The organism is Klebsiella variicola (assembly GCF_000828055.2).
In the GTDB taxonomy this organism is placed as follows: Bacteria; Pseudomonadota; Gammaproteobacteria; order Enterobacterales; family Enterobacteriaceae; genus Klebsiella; species Klebsiella variicola.
This window is the reverse complement of sequence record NZ_CP010523.2, coordinates 3,733,680-3,750,407: the sequence shown is the minus strand read 5'-3', so window position 1 is coordinate 3,750,407 and position 16,728 is coordinate 3,733,680. Positions and strand designations below refer to the sequence as shown.

Genomic DNA, 16,728 nt, shown 5'->3' with positions numbered 1-16,728 from the left:
ATTTCGAATGAAAGTTCACTCAGCGCAGAAAATGCCGGGTGGCAACGTTGCCTTACCCGGCCTGCAGAACAGGGTAGGCCCGCTAAGCATAGCGCCAGCGGGCACGAAGGGTTACAGCGTATGTTCGGTTCGGGCGATGATATCGTCCTGGGTATCCGGCGACAGGGCGGTGAAGAACGCCGAGTATCCGGCGACGCGGACCACTAAATCGCGGTACTGGTCAGGGTGTTTCTTCGCCTCCAGCAGCGTGTCGCGGGACACGATGTTGTACTGGATATGCCAGCCTTTGTGCACCTCGAAGAAGGTGCGCAGCAGCACCATCAGCTTCTGCTTGTCGGACTCATTCTCCAGGGTGGACGGATTCAGCTTCTGGTTAAGCAGCACGCCGCCGAGGATCGCGCCGGTGGGGAGTTTGCCCACCGAACTGATGACCGCTGTCGGCCCCAGATGGTCGGTACCGGAGGCCGGGCTGGCCCCTTCCGCCAGCGGGGTGTGCGCTTTACGGCCATCCGGTGTCGCCATCGTCTGGGCGCCGAACGGAACGTTGGCGGAGATAGACGACGTGCCGGCGTAATAGTTGCCGCCGATTGGGCCGCGGCCATAGCGCGGGTTGTGATACTGCTTCAGCTCGTCGATATAGGTCTGGTAGGCCCGCGCCAGCAACTCGTCGACGCTGTCATCATCGTTACCGTACTTCGGCGCGCCGTTGATCAACCGTTGGCGCAGTTGCTCGTGGGTCAGACCGTCGAAATCTTCCGCCAGCGCCTTCGCCAGTTCCTGCTGGCCGATGGCGCCCTGATCGAAGACCAGTTTTTTCACCGCCGCCAGGCTGTTGCCGAGGTTGGCGATACCCACCTGCAGGCCAGAAACCCAGTCATATTTCGCGCCGCCTTGCTTGATGCTTTTCGCCCGTTCGATACAGTCATCCACCAGCGCCGAACAGAGAATATCGTGGACGTTTTCCTCCAGCATGGTATCGACCACGTACTCAATCTCAATGGATTTACGGGTGTAGTAGCGGATCTGGTTATCCCAGTCTGCCAGCACCTGGTCGAAATTAGCGAAGTTGCCTTTCGACAGGGCATGCTCCTGGGGCAGGAATACCTGACCGCTGGTGGCATCGCGGCCACCTTCCAGCGTCGCCAGCATCACCCGCGCGAAGTTGATAAAGCTCATGCCGGTGCAGCGGTAGCCCCATTTGCCGCCAACCGCGGTTTCGATGCAGCCGATGGCGGCGTAATCGTAGGCGTCCTGCGGCTCGATGCCGAGTTTGATAAATTCCGGGATGACGATTTCGTCGTTATTAAACGCCGGCATGCCGAAGCCGCAGCGGATAACCTGGACGCAGGCGTCGAGGAAGTCGTTGCTCATCCCGGCATGGTAACGCACGCTGAGGTTCGGCTGGGTAGAGCGCAGACGACCACAGGATTCCAGGATGGCATACGACAGCGGGTTGACGGCGTCCTGCGGCTGGCCGTCGACCAGGTTCTGGCCGCCAATGGTGACGTTCTGGTACAGCGGGCTGCCGGCAGAGGCCTTGGAGTGCGAGCCGGAGCGAATTTTGTTGACCTCCAGCAGCTTCAGCCAGCAGCTGTGCAGCAGCTCAATGGCCTGTTCGCGATCCAGCGACTGCTGCAGTTCAACGTCGCGACGGTAGTACGGATAGAGGTACTGGTCCATACGGCCAAAGGAGACCGAGTGGCCATTGGATTCAATCTGCAGGATAAGCTGAATGAAGTAGCACAGCTGCAGCGCCTGCCAGAAGGTTTTCGGCGGCTCATGGGCGATGATGTCGCAGTTTTCGGCTATCGTCAGCAGTTCGTGGCGGCGTGATTCACGGGATTCTGCTGTCGCCATCTCGCGCGCCAGCGCGGCGAAGCGTTTGCTGTGGTCGCTGACCGCTTCCAGAACGATATCAATCGCTTTCAGGAACTGCTCGCCGTGCAGGTCTTCCAGTACCGTCAGGTTAATGCGCGACCGGCGTTCAGCAACCTTGGCGCGCATGCCGTCGAGGCCTTTCTCCAGCAGTAACGGGAAGTTGACCGCCAGGTGGGCGTCACCGGAAGTCATGTTGCCTTCCGCCTTGATAATACCGGTGGCGAGGAGCGCCTTCTGCTCATCGGTAAACATACCGTAGCAGCGGTCCTGTACGGTCTGCCCGCGCCACCATGGGCACACTTCATGCAGCACGCGTTTGTTCTCTTCGCTGACCGAGAAGCCGGCGCCGGGGCGGTCGGCAAGATCGTCGATCTCTTTCTCAATCCAGCTGACGGTGTATTCCGGGAAAATCGGCGCAGCGCGCACTTCGCTGGCCTGGTTGCCGACGATCAGTTCGTCGTGCTTGATCCAGATGGTGCGCTCGGCAAGGTGATGCGCCAGCGCCAGGGCGCGACGCACCGGGATTGGCTTATCAAGATGCTGCTGATACATCTCGGTGTAGTGGCGGGCGCGTTCGGTACAGACCGGCGGTTTGACAATATGCACCAGTGCCATTTTATGGGCCTGGATGCGGGCGCTGAGGGTATTGAGTTTGAGAGTCGTCATAAGGTTATCCTCGTAAGATCGCCGTTAGCCCCTTGCTCCGCGCATAATCCTGCGCGAAGGCGAGCAGCTCAGGAGCATCCAGCGGTTTGTCCGGTGCGGTGTAGGGCTGACTGAGTAACTGGTATTTGTTCATTCCCAGCGTGTGGTACGGCAGGAAATGGATCTCGCTGACCTGCAGGCGGTCGGCGGCAAAATCGGTGATCGCGGCAATGTCGGCTTCACTGGCGTTGAATCCCTGGATCAGCGGCACGCGAATAATCATTTTTTTCCCTGCCTGCGCCAGTCGCTGCAGGTTATCCAGCACCCGGCGGGCGCTGCCGTCGGTCCACTGCTGGAAAACGGCCTCGTCGACGTGTTTCAGGTCGGCGAGAAACAGGTCGACAAAGGGTAAAGCCGGTTCAATGTATTTCCACGGCACGTGCAGGCAGGTTTCCACGGCGGTGTGAATACCTGCCTGATGGCTGGCTTCGAAAAGCGCCTGCGCCAGCGTCGGGTTCATAAAGGGTTCGCCGCCGGAAAGGGTGATGCCGCCGCCGCTGCGATCGTAGAACGGTTTATCACGCAGCACCGTCGCCATGATCGCTTCGACGTTTTTCTCCTCGCCGCAGACCGTTAGCGCGGTGGTGGGGCAGCAGTCACGCAGCGCAGTAATATGCTTGTCGTTAACGTTTTGCCGATCAATGATCAAACCATCGAGGGTACGGGTGATAACCTCCGGCGCCGCCTGCTGGCACAGATCGCAGCCGGCCAGGCACAGCCGCGAGTCATACAGCAGATCTTCGCTGCGGGCGCGGCTTTCCGGGTTCTGGCACCAGCGGCAGCCCAGCGAGCAGCCTTTCAGGAAGACGACGGTACGGATCCCTGGGCCGTCATGGGTGGAGTAGCGCTGGATGTTGAAGATCATGGCTTATCCTCTTGTTTGCGTATGAATATAAAAACACTTTCGAATGAAAGTTATATTGACGCAAATCAACAAGCGGGATGGGGCTAAGCTCCTGGGGATAAAAAAACGAGAGAGGTCACAAAACCACCGACGACCCTCGTCGCCGGTGTGGGGGTTAGTGCGAGCCGCATACCTCGCACTGCGGATGACGCATCAGCTTCATTTCACGAAACTGGCAGGTCATGGCGTCGTACATCACGATTTTTCCGCTGGCAGGGGTGCCGTAGCCGGTCAGCAGTTTAATGGCCTCCATCGCCTGCAGTGAACCGATAGTGCCCACCAGCGGGGCCATTACTCCGGCTTCGACGCAGGTGAGGGCATTTTCGCCGAACAGACGGCTCAGGCAGCGGTAGCAGGGTTCGCCATCCTGATACGTGAAGACGCTGATTTGCCCCTCCATGCGGATCGCCGCCCCGGAGACCAGCGGGGTGGTGTGCTGGAAACAGCCGGCGTTGAGCTGGTTACGAATGGCGACGTTGTCGGTGCAGTCCAGCACCAGATCGTGATCGGCAATCTGCCCCGCCAGCGCGGTCTCATCCAGCAAGGCATTGAGCGGGACCAGCCGGACGTGCGGGTTAATGCGCGCCAGCGCCTCGCGGGCAGAATCCACCTTCGGTTGGCCGATGGTCGCGTCGCTGTGCAGCGTCTGGCGCTGGAGGTTGGACAGCGAGACGGTGTCGAAATCGAGCAGGGTGAGCTGACCCACGCCGGCCGCCGCCAGATATTGAGCGGCGGCGCAGCCGAGCCCGCCGAGGCCGACCACCAGTACGCGAGCGGCTTTTAGCCGCTCCTGACCGTCGAAATCAAAACCGCGCAAGATGATCTGCCGGTTATAGCGCAGCATCTCCTCGTCGCTCAGCTCAACGGCCATTACAGCCCCCCAAACAGATGATTAAAGGGCTCGACTTCGACCCATTCGCCCGCTTCGACGTGGCCGCGTTCGCGCTCCAGTACGATAAAGCAGTTACCGAGGCTGAATGAGCTGAAAATGTGCGAGCCCTGATGGCCGGTGGTGGTCACCACCAGCTCGCCGTCGGGGTTGCGCTGCAGAATACCGCGCTGGAAGTCGAGACGGCCCGGCGACTTCTTCAGTCGCGTGGCGGCGCGTACCCGCAGGCGGGTTGCCTGAAGCGGGCCGTGCTTGCCCGAGAGTTTCGCCAGCAGCGGCTGCACCAACTGACAGAAGGTGACGGTGGCGGAAACCGGGTTACCCGGCAGGCCGCAGAACCAGCTGCTACTGAGTTTGCCGAAGGCGAAGGGTTTCCCCGGCTTGATCGCCAGTTTCCAGAAGCCGATCTCCCCCAGCTCTTCAAGAATGGTTTTGGTGTAGTCGGCTTCGCCCACCGAGACGCCACCGGAGCTGATGACCACGTCGGCCTGCTGGTCGGCGGCGATAAACGCGTCACGCAGCTTCGCCGGGTCGTCAGGAATAATGCCGAGGTTAATGACCTCGTAGCCCAGCTGCTGCAGCATCAGGTGCACCGCCAGGCGGTTGGTATCGTAAATCTGGCCGTCGCCGAGCGGTTGACCCGGCAGCTGCAGCTCATCGCCGGTTGAGAAGACCGCGACGCGGACCTTGCGCACCACCTCGACCTCGGCAATGCCCAGCGAGGCCAGCACCGGCAGCTCGGCCACCGTCAGGGGCGTCCCCGCCGGGAAGACCACCGCGCCGTGGGCGATATCTTCTCCGCGACGGCGAATGTGCTGCCCGGCTTTCACCGGCGCGGTAAAGTGCACGCCGGCGTCGGTCTGTTCGGTCTCTTCCTGCATGACCACCGCGTCGCAGCCCGCAGGCACCGGCGCGCCGGTCATGATGCGGATACAGGTGCCGGTGGGCCAGGTCTCGTGAAACGGTTGGCCGGCAAAGGCCTTACCGGCGACCGGCAGCGCCGCGCCGTCGCGAAGGTCGCTTAGCCGGACGGCATAGCCATCCATCGCGGCGTTATCAAAGCCGGGCACATCCAGCGGGGAGACGATGTCATGGGCGGTCACACGCGAGAAGGCCTGCAACAGCGGTACAGTTTCCGTCGCGTTCAGCGGCGTAATACGATCGAGCATCTGGGCGAGGGCTGTGTCGAGCGGCATCAGTCCGGCGGTAAAATCCATGGGTCACTCCTGCGGGCAAAACAGCGAAAACGCCTATTATGGCAGAAAAGCGGCGCGGGCTGTATGCCACCTGGGTACGAGGCTTTACATCGCCCGCCGCTCTTTCTATATTCAAAAATTGTATAAGACATTCAGCAATATAATGATATCAATACCCTTATTCCTGACGTGACCGGCGCCGCGCCGCGGTACGACGGGGCAGGGGCGATCCACTTCATCGTTAAGGACTGGCGAAATGGGCAAGGCGGTTATAGCAATTCACGGCGGCGCAGGGGCGATTTCTCGCGCGCAGATGACGCCGGAGCGGGAGCGAGAGTATGTGGCGGCGCTGTCGACTATCGTCGAAAGCGGGCAGAAGATGTTGGCTGCGGGCGCCAGTGCGCTGGATACCGTGACCGAGGCCGTTCGGCTGCTGGAAGAGTGCCCGCTGTTTAATGCCGGGATGGGCGCGGTATTTACCCACGATCAAACCCACGAGCTGGACGCCTGCGTAATGGATGGCTACAGCCTGCAGGCGGGCGCGGTGGCCGGGGTCAAACATTTGCGTAATCCGGTGCTGGCGGCGCGTCTGGTACTGGAGGAGAGTCCGCACGTGCTGCTGATTGGCGAGGGCGCGGAAAATTTCGCCTTCTCCCGGGGGATGGAACGCGTGGAAAACGATCTCTTCTCCACGCCCGAGCGCCTGCTGCAGCTGCAGGAGGCGAAAGCGGGCGGGGAGATTATCCTCGACCACCACGCCGCCCCGCTCGATGAACGCCAGAAAATGGGCACCGTCGGCGCGGTGGCGCTCGACCTGGCTGGCAATCTGGCGGCGGCAACCTCCACCGGCGGCATGACCAACAAACTGCCCGGACGCGTCGGCGACAGCCCGCTGCCGGGCGCGGGATGCTATGCCAACAATGCCAGCGTGGCGGTCTCCTGCACCGGCACCGGCGAAGTTTTTATGCGCACCCTGGCGGCCTACGATATCGCCGCCCTGATGGAGTATGGTCAGTTGAGTCTCTACACCGCCTGCGAGCGGGTGGTGATGGAGAAACTGCCGGCTCTCGGCGGTAGCGGCGGGCTGATTGCCGTCGATCGCGAAGGTAACGTCGTTTTACCGTTTAACAGTGAAGGCATGTACCGCGCCTGGTGCTATGCCGGCGATACGCCGACCATTGGCATTTATCGCGAATAGAAGAAGGGAGAGGGAGAGTGTCGCAAACTCACGAAACCGATACCTGCGAAGTGCTGGTAGTGCGCAACCTGAACGTGGCCTTTCGCCAACAGGATGCGCCAGAGGTGCAGGCCGTGCGTCAGCTATCCTTCAGCCTGCGTCGCGGCGAGACGCTGGCGATAGTGGGTGAGTCCGGTTCGGGAAAATCGGTGACCGCGCTGGCGCTGATGCGTTTGCTTGACGCCGCCAGCAGCGAAGTGAGCAGCGAGGGGCTGTGGCTGCGGCGGCGTAACCGGCAGGTGATCGCGCTCAATGAGCAAACGGACGCCGAGATGCGCCGGGTGCGCGGCGCGGATCTGGCCATGATTGTTCAGGAGCCGATGACCTCGCTGAATCCGGTTTTTACCATCGGCGAACAAATCGCCGAATCCCTGCGCCTGCACCAGGGGCTGGGGCGCGAAGAGGCGCTGCGCGCGGCGAAAAAGATGCTCGACCAGGTGCGTATTCCCCAGGCGGAAGAGATGCTCTCACGCTATCCGCACCAGCTCTCCGGCGGCATGCGCCAGCGGGTGATGATCGCCATGGCGCTCTCCTGTCGGCCGGCGGTGTTGATAGCCGATGAGCCGACCACAGCGCTGGATGTCACCATCCAGGCGCAAATTTTGCAACTCATTGCCGTCCTGCAAAAGGAGATGGCGATGGGGGTGATCTTTATTACCCACGATATGGGCGTCGTGGCCGATATCGCCGATCGGGTGCTGGTGATGTATCGCGGTGAGGCGGTAGAGACCGGCAGCGTTGAGGAGATCTTTCGTTCGCCGCAGCACCCTTATACTCAGTCGCTGCTGGCGGCGGTTCCGCGGCTGGGGGAGATGCGGGGTCAGGATCTGCCGCGCCGTTTTTCGCTTCCCGGTCAGCCGCAGGCGGAGACCGAAACGCCAGACACGGTGGCGGCGGGGGAGCCTATCCTGCAGGTGCGCGACCTGGTGGCCCGTTTTCCGGTGCGCGGCGGGCTGCTCAATCGCGTGACGCGCGAAGTGCATGCGGTGGAGAAGATCAGTTTTGATCTCTGGCCGGGAGAGACCCTGTCGCTGGTGGGAGAGTCCGGCTGCGGCAAGTCGACCACCGGCCGGGCGCTGCTGAGACTGGTCGAAACCCAGGGTGGCACCATTACCTTCGACGGCCAACGGATTGATACGCTCTCCGGTAGCAAGCTGCAATCCCTGCGCCGTAATATTCAGTTTATTTTTCAGGATCCTTACGCTTCGCTTGACCCGCGTCAGACGGTCGGTGACTCGATCATGGAGCCGCTGCGGGTGCATGGCCTGCTGCATGGTGAAGCCGCGCGTGAGCGGGTTTCCTGGCTACTGAAGCGCGTGGGGCTTCAGCCGGAGCATGCCTGGCGTTACCCCCATGCCTTTTCCGGCGGCCAGCGGCAGCGGATCTGCATTGCCCGCGCGCTGGCGCTGAATCCGAAGGTGGTGATAGCCGATGAGTCGGTGTCGGCCCTGGATGTCTCCATTCGGGCGCAGATTATCAATCTGATGCTCGACCTGCAGCGCGAGATGGGTATCGCGTTTCTGTTTATTTCCCATGATATGGCGGTGGTGGAGCGCATCAGCCACCGCGTGGCGGTGATGTATCGCGGTCGCATTGTCGAAATAGGCCCGCGCCGTGCGGTGTTTGAAAACCCGCAGCACCCCTATACCCGTAAGCTAATGGCCGCCGTACCGGTGGCCGACCCGGCCTACCGTCATCCGCAGCGAGTCCTGCTGTCTGATGACGTCCCGGGCAATATCTATAAGCGGGGCGAGGAGATGGCCAGCGTGCCATTGCAGCAGGTTGGGCCGGACCACTTTGTCGCCCGCGAATCCGCCGATGTGCTGGGCAGAGCATAACAACACATAACGCACCTTTTCAGGAGAATACGATGACACAACCTGTTTCACGCAAATGGTGGCTGGCGCTGAGTATCGCGGCGGCCCTGGCGAGCGCCCCTGCCTTTGCCGCCAAAGATGTGGTCGTGGCGGTCGGGTCTAACTTTACGACGCTCGATCCCTATGATGCCAACGATACCCTGTCGCAGGCGGTGGCGAAGTCCTTTTATCAAGGCCTGTTCGGCCTTGATAAAGAGATGAAGCTACAAAATGTTCTTGCCGAGAGCTATACCGTGTCACCGGACGGCCTGGTGTACACCATCAAGCTGCACAGCGGGGTGAAATTCCAGGATGGCACCGACTTTAACGCCGAGGCGGTCAAGGCTAACCTCGACCGCGCGAGTAACCCGGATAACCATCTCAAGCGCTATAACCTGTATAAAAATATCGCCAGCACCGAGGCGGTCGATCCGACCACGGTCAAAATTACCCTGAAGCAGCCCTTCTCGGCATTTATTAACATTCTCGCCCATCCGGCGACGGCGATGATTTCGCCGGCGGCGCTGAAAAAATATGGCAAGGATATTGGCTTCCATCCGGTGGGTACCGGGCCGTATAAGCTCGACACCTGGAACCAGACAGATTTCGTGAAGGTCAGCAAGTTCGATGGTTACTGGCAGCCAGGCCTGCCGAAGCTGGACTCCATCACCTGGCGTCCGGTGGTGGATAACAACACCCGGGCGGCGATGCTGCAGACCGGCGAAGCGCAGTTTGCTTTCCCGATCCCTTACGAACAGGCGCCGCTGCTGGCAAAAAACAGCAAACTGGAGCTGGTGGCCAGCCCGTCGATCATGCAGCGCTACATCAGCATGAACGTGACGCAGAAGCCGTTCGATAATCCGAAGGTGCGTGAAGCCATCAACTATGCGATTAACCGTCAGGCGCTGGTCAAGGTGGCGTTTGCCGGATACGCCACCCCGGCGACCGGGGTGGTGCCGCCGTCGATTGCCTACGCCCAGACTTACACCGCCTGGCCCTACGATCCGGCGAAAGCTCGCCAGTTGCTGAAAGAGGCTGGCTACCCTAACGGTTTCAGCACCACGCTATGGTCATCACATAATCACAGCACCGCGCAGAAAGTACTGCAGTTCACCCAGCAGCAGCTGGCGCAGGTGGGGATTAAGGCGCAGGTGACGGCGATGGACGCTGGTCAGCGGGCGGCGGAAGTGGAAGGTAAAGGGCAGAAAGAGAGCGGTGTACGGATGTTCTATACCGGCTGGTCCGCCTCCACCGGTGAAGCCGACTGGGCGTTGTCGCCGCTGTTCGCCTCGCAAAACTGGCCGCCGACGCTGTTTAATACCGCGTTTTACAGCAACCCGCAGGTGGATAACGCGCTGAGCGAGGCGCTGAAAACCACCGACCCGCAAGAGAAAACCAAACTCTATAAAGAGGCGCAGGATATTATCTGGAAAGAGTCGCCGTGGGTACCGCTGGTGGTCGAGAAACTGGTCTCCGCCCACAGCAAGAACCTCACCGGTTTCTATATCCAGCCGGATACTGGCTTTAGTTTTGAACAGGCAGATTTAACACCGTGAAGGATGGGATGATGCTCTCCGGCGCCAGCGCGCGGGGGGCGGTTTTTCCGCGGGGCGGGTTGCGGAGGTATGATGCTCTACTATGTGATTAAGCGCCTGCTGGGGCTGATCCCCACCCTGCTTATCGTCGCAGTACTGGTGTTTCTGTTCGTCCATATGCTGCCCGGTGACCCGGCGCGGCTGATTGCCGGACCGGAGGCCGATGCCCAGGTGGTGGCGATGGTGCGCCAGCAGCTGGGGCTTGACCAGCCGCTGCATGTCCAGTTCTGGCACTACATCACCAACGTGCTGCGCGGCGATTTTGGCATTTCCATGGCCTCGCGGCGTCCCGTTTCCAGTGAAATAGCCAGCCGCTTTATGCCCACGCTGTGGCTGACGCTGGCCAGCATGAGCTGGGCGGTACTGTTCGGGATGGCGGCGGGGATCGCGGCCGCGGTGTGGCGCAATCGCTGGCCCGACCGTCTGGGAATGGCGCTGGCGGTGAGCGGCATTTCGTTTCCGGCTTTTGCTCTCGGCATGCTGCTGATGCAGGTGTTTTCGGTTGAGCTGGGCTGGCTGCCGACGGTGGGGGCCGACAGCTGGCGGCACTATATTTTGCCGTCGTTGACCCTTGGCGCGGCGGTAGCGGCGGTCATGGCGCGCTTTACCCGCGCGTCGTTCGTTGATGTGTTGCATGAAGACTATATGCGTACCGCGCGGGCGAAAGGGGTGAGCGAAACGTGGGTGGTGCTCAAGCATGGCCTGCGCAATGCGATGATCCCGGTGGTGACCATGATGGGGCTACAGTTCGGCTTTCTGCTCGGTGGGTCGATCGTCGTGGAAAAGGTGTTTAACTGGCCGGGACTTGGGCGCCTGTTGGTCGATTCGGTAGAGATGCGCGATTACCCGGTAATTCAGGCGGAAGTCCTGCTCTTTTCGCTGGAGTTTATTCTTATCAATTTAGTGGTGGATGTGCTGTACGCGGCCATTAACCCGGCTATCAGGTATAAGTAAGGTGCGATTGCTCAACTGGAGAAGGCAGGCGGCGCTGAACGCCATGCCGGGTATCAGACCCGGCGAGATCCATACCCCATGGCATGAGTTCTGGCGGCGCTTTCGTCGCCAGCCGGTGGCGATGGGCGCTGGTATTTTCGTGCTGTTGCTGATTGCGGTAGCCATCGTTGCGCCATGGATAGCGCCGTACGATGCGGAAAATTATTTCGATTATGACCGGCTTAACGAGGGGCCCTCGCTGGTGCACTGGTTCGGTGTCGACTCGCTGGGGCGCGATATTTTCAGCCGGGTGCTGGTCGGGGCGCAGATCTCGCTGGCTGCCGGGGTACTGGCGGTGCTGATTGGCGCGGCTATCGGCACGGTGCTTGGGCTGCTGGCCGGCTACTATGAGGGCTGGTGGGACCGGCTCATTATGCGACTTTGCGACGTGCTGTTCGCCTTTCCGGGGATCCTGCTGGCGATCGCGGTGGTCGCTGTCATGGGCAGCGGGATGGCCAACGTGATCATCGCCGTGGCGATCTTCTCGATCCCGGCGTTTGCTCGTCTGGTGCGCGGCAATACGCTGGTGTTAAAGCAGCAGACCTTTATTGAATCGGCGCGCAGCATCGGCGCCAGCGACGCCAGCATTCTGTTCAACCACATCCTGCCGGGGACGGTGTCATCGATCGTGGTTTACTTCACGATGCGTATTGGGGTGTCGATTATTTCGGCGGCCAGTCTGTCGTTTCTCGGCCTCGGCGCGCAGCCGCCCACCCCGGAGTGGGGCGCGATGCTCAACGAGGCGCGGGCGGATATGGTGATGTCCCCGCACGTAGCGCTGTTTCCGGCGGTGGCGATTTTTGTGACCGTGCTGGCGTTTAATCTGCTGGGCGATGGCCTGCGCGATGCGCTGGATCCGAAGTTAAAGGGGTAGGGTGAGGGAAAGCACCGCCGTGCGGTGCTGCGGCTTCAGCGCACATTGCGCTCCCGGTTAATCTTCTGCGTTATGCCTGGCATGGCGCAGGGAGCGCACAGGGGGCGGCCAGTCGCCGCCGCCCCTTGTACCCCCGGGCTCCGGCCAGCAACATCGCCACTGCGTGGTGCCTTCGACTTATCCCTGCAGGCTTCGGGTCGGGCCGAGGCAGCGTCCCTGCAAAACACGGCCCTCAGCCCGCATCCATGCGGGCTGCCCCGGCCTTCCGGGAACGTCTCAGCGATGTTGAGGCCGCCAGCACCGGCAGTTTCAGCAAGACTGGTGAATAAATTAGCGACAGGTCGCACGAACTGTAGGCCGGGTAAGGCGTTAGCCGCCACCCGGCAATATAAAGGCTTGATGACTGATAAATTACCCGGCGGCGCTGCGCTTGCGCGGACCTGGGGGGTGAGCCTACGGGAGGACCCCGTAGGCTGGGGAATGCGATAAGCCGCTATCCGGGAAGCTGGACTAGACCCGGGTACCCCACAGGTCGTATTCGTCGGCATGCTCGACTTTCACCCGCACCACGTCGCCCGGCTTAACGCGGGTTTCGCCGTTCAGGTAGACCGCGCCGTCGATTTCCGGGGCGTCGGCCATGCTGCGGCCAATGGCGCCTTCTTCGTCAACTTCATCCACCAGCACCAGGATTTCGCGGCCCACTTTCTCCTGCAGACGCTCGGCAGAGATCTGCTGCTGCAGCTGCATAAAGCGGTTCCAGCGCTCCTCTTTCACCTCTTCCGGCACCTGATCCGCCAGTTCGTTGGCGGTGGCGCCTTCAACCGGGCTGTACTTGAAGCAGCCGACGCGGTCGAGACGCGCCTCTTTCAGGAAGTCGAGCAGCATCTGGAAATCTTCTTCCGTTTCGCCCGGGAAGCCCACGATAAAGGTAGAGCGCAGGGTCAGATCCGGGCAAATTTCACGCCACTGCTTAATGCGCGCCAGCTGGCGGTCTGCAGAGCCAGGACGCTTCATCAGCTTCAGAATACGCGGGCTGGCGTGCTGCAGCGGAATATCGAGGTACGGCAGAATTTTGCCTTCCGCCATCAGCGGGATCACATCGTCGACGTGCGGATACGGGTAAACATAATGCAGGCGCACCCAGATGCCGAGCTTCGCCAGCTCTTCGCACAGGCTGACCATGCTGGTCTTCACCGGCATGCCGTTGTGGAAACCGGTACGGTGCTTGACATCGACGCCGTAGGCGGAGGTGTCCTGAGAAATCACCAGCAGCTCTTTCACGCCGGCGTCAGCGAGGCGTTTGGCTTCCGCCAGCACTTCGCCAATCGGACGGCTCACCAGATCGCCACGCATGGACGGGATGATGCAGAAGGTGCAGCGATGGTTGCAGCCTTCAGAAATTTTTAAGTAGGCGTAGTGACGCGGCGTCAGCTTAACGCCCTGTTCCGGCACCAGGCTGAGGAACGGGTTGTGCTTCGGCTTCGGCGAGTAGTGGTGGACGTGCTCCAGCACCTGCTCATAGCTGTGCGGGCCGGTGATCTCCAGCACCTTCGGGTGAACTTCGCGGATCTGATCCTCTTTCGCGCCGAGGCAGCCGGTGACGATCACCTTGCCGTTCTCTTTTAACGCTTCGCCGATCGCTTCCAGCGATTCCTGCACAGCGCTATCGATAAAGCCGCAGGTGTTAACGATGACCATATCGGCGTTGTCGTAGGTGGGGACGACGTCATAACCTTCGGTGCGCAGTTCGGTCAGGATACGCTCTGAGTCCACGAGATTTTTCGGGCAGCCCAGGGAGACGAAGCCGATTTTCGGCTGGTGCGTGACATTGCTCATAGCTTAAAAAGTGTTCAATTATTGGAATGGTCAGGGCAGGAATTCTACAGATCTTTGCGAAAAAGAGTATAGCTCCGTCGCGGTTAATGGTGAAAAAGCGCTCGGGTGAGGAGCGCGTGGGCTTCAGCACCGGGTCAAAACCGCCATTCCTGATAAAAACGCCCGTCATTTACGTTGTAATCTACAAAATGATAACAATTTCTTTACTAAATACCTCGATGACCGCGAGGAGAAGAGGCAAGGAAATGACACCAACAGGCTCCCCGGTGGCGATAGCCACCCTGCCATTCAGTAATCTGGAGATCCCCCCGCAACCGCCGCAGATCCAACACTCCCTTGAGCAGGGAAATGTGCTCTATCTGCCGCAGCTGGCGTTTTCATTAACCGCCACGGAGCAGGCATTGCTGACCCCTGAGCTGGTCGCGCCGCGGCGCAAGAATATCAGCTATCAACCCGACACCCGCATACTCAGAGGCGTGGCGGATAAGCAGAAAACGGCTGCCATCGCCCGGCTGATGGCGCGTTACCACCAGATGACGCTGCAGCTGATCGACGCGTTATTGCCAGGCTATGGCGAGTCGCTGCACCATCCGCAAACCAGTCTGCGTCTGCATCCCATTACCGCCTGGCGTGAAACGACCTCCTGGCGCAAAGACGATTCGCGCTTGCATGTGGACGCATTCCCGTCGCGCCCGGTCAAGGGTGATCGTATTCTGCGCATCTTTTGCAATATTCATCCCCGCGGCGAACCGCGAACCTGGCGGACAGGGGAGCATTTCGATACCCTCGCGGCACGCTTTCTGCCGCGGCTGAAACCCTGGTCGCCGTCAGGCGCCTGGCTGCTGGCAGCGCTGGGGATCACCAAAAGTCGGCGTAGCCATTACGATCATCTGATGCTGGCCCTGCACGATGCGATGAAAAGCACCCCTGAGTACCAGCGACAGGGGGTGCAGCAGGAGATCGACTTTGCCGCCGGCAGTACCTGGATCTGCTTTTCCGATCAGACCCCGCACGCCGCGATGCGCGGCCAGTATCTGCTTGAGCAGACCTTTCTGTTGCCGGTGAAAGCGATGAGTCACCCGCAGCTCTCGCCGCTGCGGGTGCTGGAAACGCTCCTGCAAAAGCCGTTAGTCGCGCGCAACGTGTAGCGCCCGGCGTGGCTACCGGGCAGAGGATTATTGCGCCGGCGTAACGGCCCCGGAAGGCCTGGCGCTGGGCTTTTTCGGCTCGCGCTTATCCTTCAGGGTGAAAATGGAGATCAGCGTAAAGAGCCCGGCGATACCGCCGAGGATCAGATAGGTATCGGCGAAGCCAATGGTATCGTACAGATAGCCTGCCAGCGGAGAGTAGATGGCGGTGGCGATCGAGGCGACAAACAGCACCAGCAAATAGACCGTCGAAGAGAGCTTGTGGTCGAAGTTGGCAGCGATGAATTTAAAGACCGATACCAGAATTAACGGTTTCTCCAGGGCATGCATCATTTTCACCGCGCCAATCCACACCGGACCGAGGGGCACGGCTGACCCGACAATACGTACCGACATGATCAACCCGGCGATGATCAGCGCCCATTTGGCGCCGGTCCGGTTAACAAACCACGGCATCAGGCATAAGAACAGCGTTTCGCCGCACACCTGAATGGAGGCGAGGATCCCATACCAGCGGTTGCCTTCCTCCGGCGTCGGGAACTGCAGCGAGAAATACTGGGCAAACTGCTGATCGTAGGTGTCATAAATTTGCGTGACGAACAGGGTAAAGAGCAGCAGCATCCAGAACTGACCATTCTTCGCCAGCTCGAGGGCATGGGAGACCTTCAGCGATTCGCTTCGCGCCACATCAGCGTCGGTTAATTCAATTTTGGTCAGCATAAAGCAGATGGCGGCGATGACGATGGCGAGGCTGGCGAGCCAGAAGGCCAGATTAGGATTGCTGTCGATATATTTACCCACAATCCAGGCCGCCGCTGCCCAGCCTAACGAGCCCCACATCCGCACCCGACCGTATTCGAACTGGTAGCGACGGGAAATCTTATCGATGTAAGAGTCGATCACCCCGCAGCCGGAGTTAAAGATGATCCCCAGATAGATCCCCCCCAGCAGCGCGCCGAACCAGAAATTGTGCACCAGCAGCGGCGCGTAAACATAGATAAAGAAGGGGCCCACCGGCAGGAGCAGGGCGACCAGCAGCCAGATAAGCCGTTTTTTCAGGCCGAACTTGTCGGAGATAAAGCCGAAGAAAGGTTGCATCAGCAGGGCGATAAAAGCGTTGACCGAGTACAGCAGGCCAGTCTTCGTGGCGCTGATGCCAAGATGCTGGGTGGTCCAGATGACGAAGAAAGCCATGGTCGACGACCAGGCGAACAGGTAGAGGAAATCGAAAAGACTCAACAGGAGGTAGTTTCTTTTACCGGGCGTCATGTTTCAGTTCCTTGCAAACGGGCAGAGAGATTATCAGCGATCCGCGGGCAGCGTTCGCTGTTTTTATGAAATGTTATACGTATTACATTAATGATTTGTTATGGCATTCTGGCTGGCGATCGCGCAATAGCATTTGTGGTGTAGTGTGATCTTAGCAGCACTATTTCCGCCTTTTAATGGTAATAATCGCGATTTGATTTCTTTTGAAATTAATTGTGATCGTATACCATTATATTTGGTATATATCCTACAAAGCGGTAAGGTTGTCACATTGTAAAGGGTGTTACAGGCTTGGGAATAATTGACCTGGCGCATCATTTTGCACAAAAAATAACCGTATCATGAGAA

12 protein-coding genes are annotated in these 16,728 nt (G+C 59.9%); 6 read left to right on the top strand and 6 right to left on the bottom strand.

Features of this window, described 5'->3' with window-relative positions; translation table 11 throughout:
• Nucleotides 1–111: 111 nt before the first annotated feature.
• From SP68_RS17565 to moeA, 4 genes are all read right to left on the bottom strand, one after another.
• Entirely contained in the window at nt 112–2,544 is a 2,433-nt protein-coding gene (locus SP68_RS17565) for a formate C-acetyltransferase/glycerol dehydratase family glycyl radical enzyme (protein ID WP_008805792.1), read from the bottom strand.
• A 4-nt stretch (nt 2,545–2,548) separates the two neighbouring features.
• On the bottom strand, nt 2,549–3,448 hold the full coding sequence (locus SP68_RS17560; RefSeq protein WP_008805793.1) for a glycyl-radical enzyme activating protein: 900 nt from the start codon (nt 3,446–3,448) through the stop codon (nt 2,549–2,551).
• A gap of 154 nt (nt 3,449–3,602) precedes the next feature.
• Nucleotides 3,603–4,358 (bottom strand): molybdopterin-synthase adenylyltransferase MoeB, encoded by a 756-nt coding sequence (gene moeB / locus SP68_RS17555; RefSeq protein ID WP_012968648.1) that lies wholly within the window; start codon nt 4,356–4,358, stop codon nt 3,603–3,605.
• Nucleotides 4,358–5,593: a molybdopterin molybdotransferase MoeA gene (moeA, locus tag SP68_RS17550; RefSeq protein WP_012542361.1), complete on the bottom strand. Its 1,236-nt coding sequence runs from the start codon at nt 5,591–5,593 to the stop codon at nt 4,358–4,360. Before moeA ends, moeB begins: the two co-directional genes overlap by 1 nt.
• Nucleotides 5,594–5,828: 235 nt before the next feature.
• Between moeA and iaaA the strand changes: the two genes are divergently transcribed.
• The 5 genes from iaaA (at nt 5,829) to gsiD (ending at nt 12,127) form a co-directional block, all read left to right on the top strand.
• Complete coding sequence (iaaA, locus tag SP68_RS17545; RefSeq protein ID WP_008805796.1) at nt 5,829–6,770, top strand: beta-aspartyl-peptidase; 942 nt, start codon at nt 5,829–5,831, stop codon at nt 6,768–6,770.
• Between the two features lie 17 nt (nt 6,771–6,787).
• Nucleotides 6,788–8,647, top strand: a complete 1,860-nt coding sequence (gene gsiA / locus SP68_RS17540; protein WP_040973998.1) for a glutathione ABC transporter ATP-binding protein GsiA — start codon at nt 6,788–6,790, stop codon at nt 8,645–8,647.
• A gap of 32 nt (nt 8,648–8,679) precedes the next feature.
• Nucleotides 8,680–10,221 carry a glutathione ABC transporter substrate-binding protein GsiB gene (gsiB, locus tag SP68_RS17535; RefSeq protein WP_004176731.1) on the top strand — a complete coding sequence of 514 codons (1,542 nt, stop codon included), beginning with the start codon at nt 8,680–8,682 and terminating at the stop codon, nt 10,219–10,221.
• Between the two features lie 72 nt (nt 10,222–10,293).
• The gene (gene gsiC / locus SP68_RS17530; protein WP_032753917.1) at nt 10,294–11,214 is read left to right on the top strand and encodes a glutathione ABC transporter permease GsiC; all 921 of its coding nucleotides are present in this window, start codon (nt 10,294–10,296) and stop codon (nt 11,212–11,214) included.
• Nucleotide 11,215: 1 nt separating this feature from the next.
• A complete protein-coding gene (gene gsiD / locus SP68_RS17525) occupies nt 11,216–12,127 on the top strand; it encodes a glutathione ABC transporter permease GsiD (RefSeq protein WP_040973999.1) in 912 nt (303 codons plus the stop codon).
• Between the two features lie 510 nt (nt 12,128–12,637).
• On the opposite strand, the gene rimO is transcribed toward gsiD, so the two are convergent.
• Nucleotides 12,638–13,963: a 30S ribosomal protein S12 methylthiotransferase RimO gene (rimO, locus tag SP68_RS17520; RefSeq protein WP_008805799.1), complete on the bottom strand. Its 1,326-nt coding sequence runs from the start codon at nt 13,961–13,963 to the stop codon at nt 12,638–12,640.
• A 245-nt stretch (nt 13,964–14,208) separates the two neighbouring features.
• On the opposite strand from rimO, the gene SP68_RS17515 reads away from it, so the two are divergent.
• On the top strand, nt 14,209–15,111 hold the full coding sequence (locus SP68_RS17515; protein WP_032729750.1) for a Kdo hydroxylase family protein: 903 nt from the start codon (nt 14,209–14,211) through the stop codon (nt 15,109–15,111).
• Nucleotides 15,112–15,138: 27 nt separating this feature from the next.
• On the opposite strand, the gene SP68_RS17510 is transcribed toward SP68_RS17515, so the two are convergent.
• Nucleotides 15,139–16,380 carry an oligosaccharide MFS transporter gene (locus SP68_RS17510; protein WP_012968644.1) on the bottom strand — a complete coding sequence of 414 codons (1,242 nt, stop codon included), beginning with the start codon at nt 16,378–16,380 and terminating at the stop codon, nt 15,139–15,141.
• Between the last annotated feature and the right edge of the window lie 348 nt (nt 16,381–16,728).

Excerpts from the sequence above, each read along its gene's own strand:
- SP68_RS17565 (WP_008805792.1), bottom strand. The coding sequence starts at position 2,544 with ATGACGACTCTCAAACTCAATACCCTCAGCGCCCGCATCCAGGCCCAT.
- SP68_RS17560 (WP_008805793.1), bottom strand. The coding sequence starts at position 3,448 with ATGATCTTCAACATCCAGCGCTACTCCACCCATGACGGCCCAGGGATC.
- moeB (WP_012968648.1), bottom strand. The coding sequence starts at position 4,358 with ATGGCCGTTGAGCTGAGCGACGAGGAGATGCTGCGCTATAACCGGCAG.
- moeA (WP_012542361.1), bottom strand. The coding sequence starts at position 5,593 with ATGGATTTTACCGCCGGACTGATGCCGCTCGACACAGCCCTCGCCCAG.
- iaaA (WP_008805796.1), top strand. The coding sequence starts at position 5,829 with ATGGGCAAGGCGGTTATAGCAATTCACGGCGGCGCAGGGGCGATTTCT.
- gsiB (WP_004176731.1), top strand. The coding sequence starts at position 8,680 with ATGACACAACCTGTTTCACGCAAATGGTGGCTGGCGCTGAGTATCGCG.
- gsiC (WP_032753917.1), top strand. The coding sequence starts at position 10,294 with ATGCTCTACTATGTGATTAAGCGCCTGCTGGGGCTGATCCCCACCCTG.
- rimO (WP_008805799.1), bottom strand. The coding sequence starts at position 13,963 with ATGAGCAATGTCACGCACCAGCCGAAAATCGGCTTCGTCTCCCTGGGC.
- SP68_RS17515 (WP_032729750.1), top strand. The coding sequence starts at position 14,209 with ATGACACCAACAGGCTCCCCGGTGGCGATAGCCACCCTGCCATTCAGT.
- SP68_RS17510 (WP_012968644.1), bottom strand. The coding sequence starts at position 16,380 with ATGACGCCCGGTAAAAGAAACTACCTCCTGTTGAGTCTTTTCGATTTC.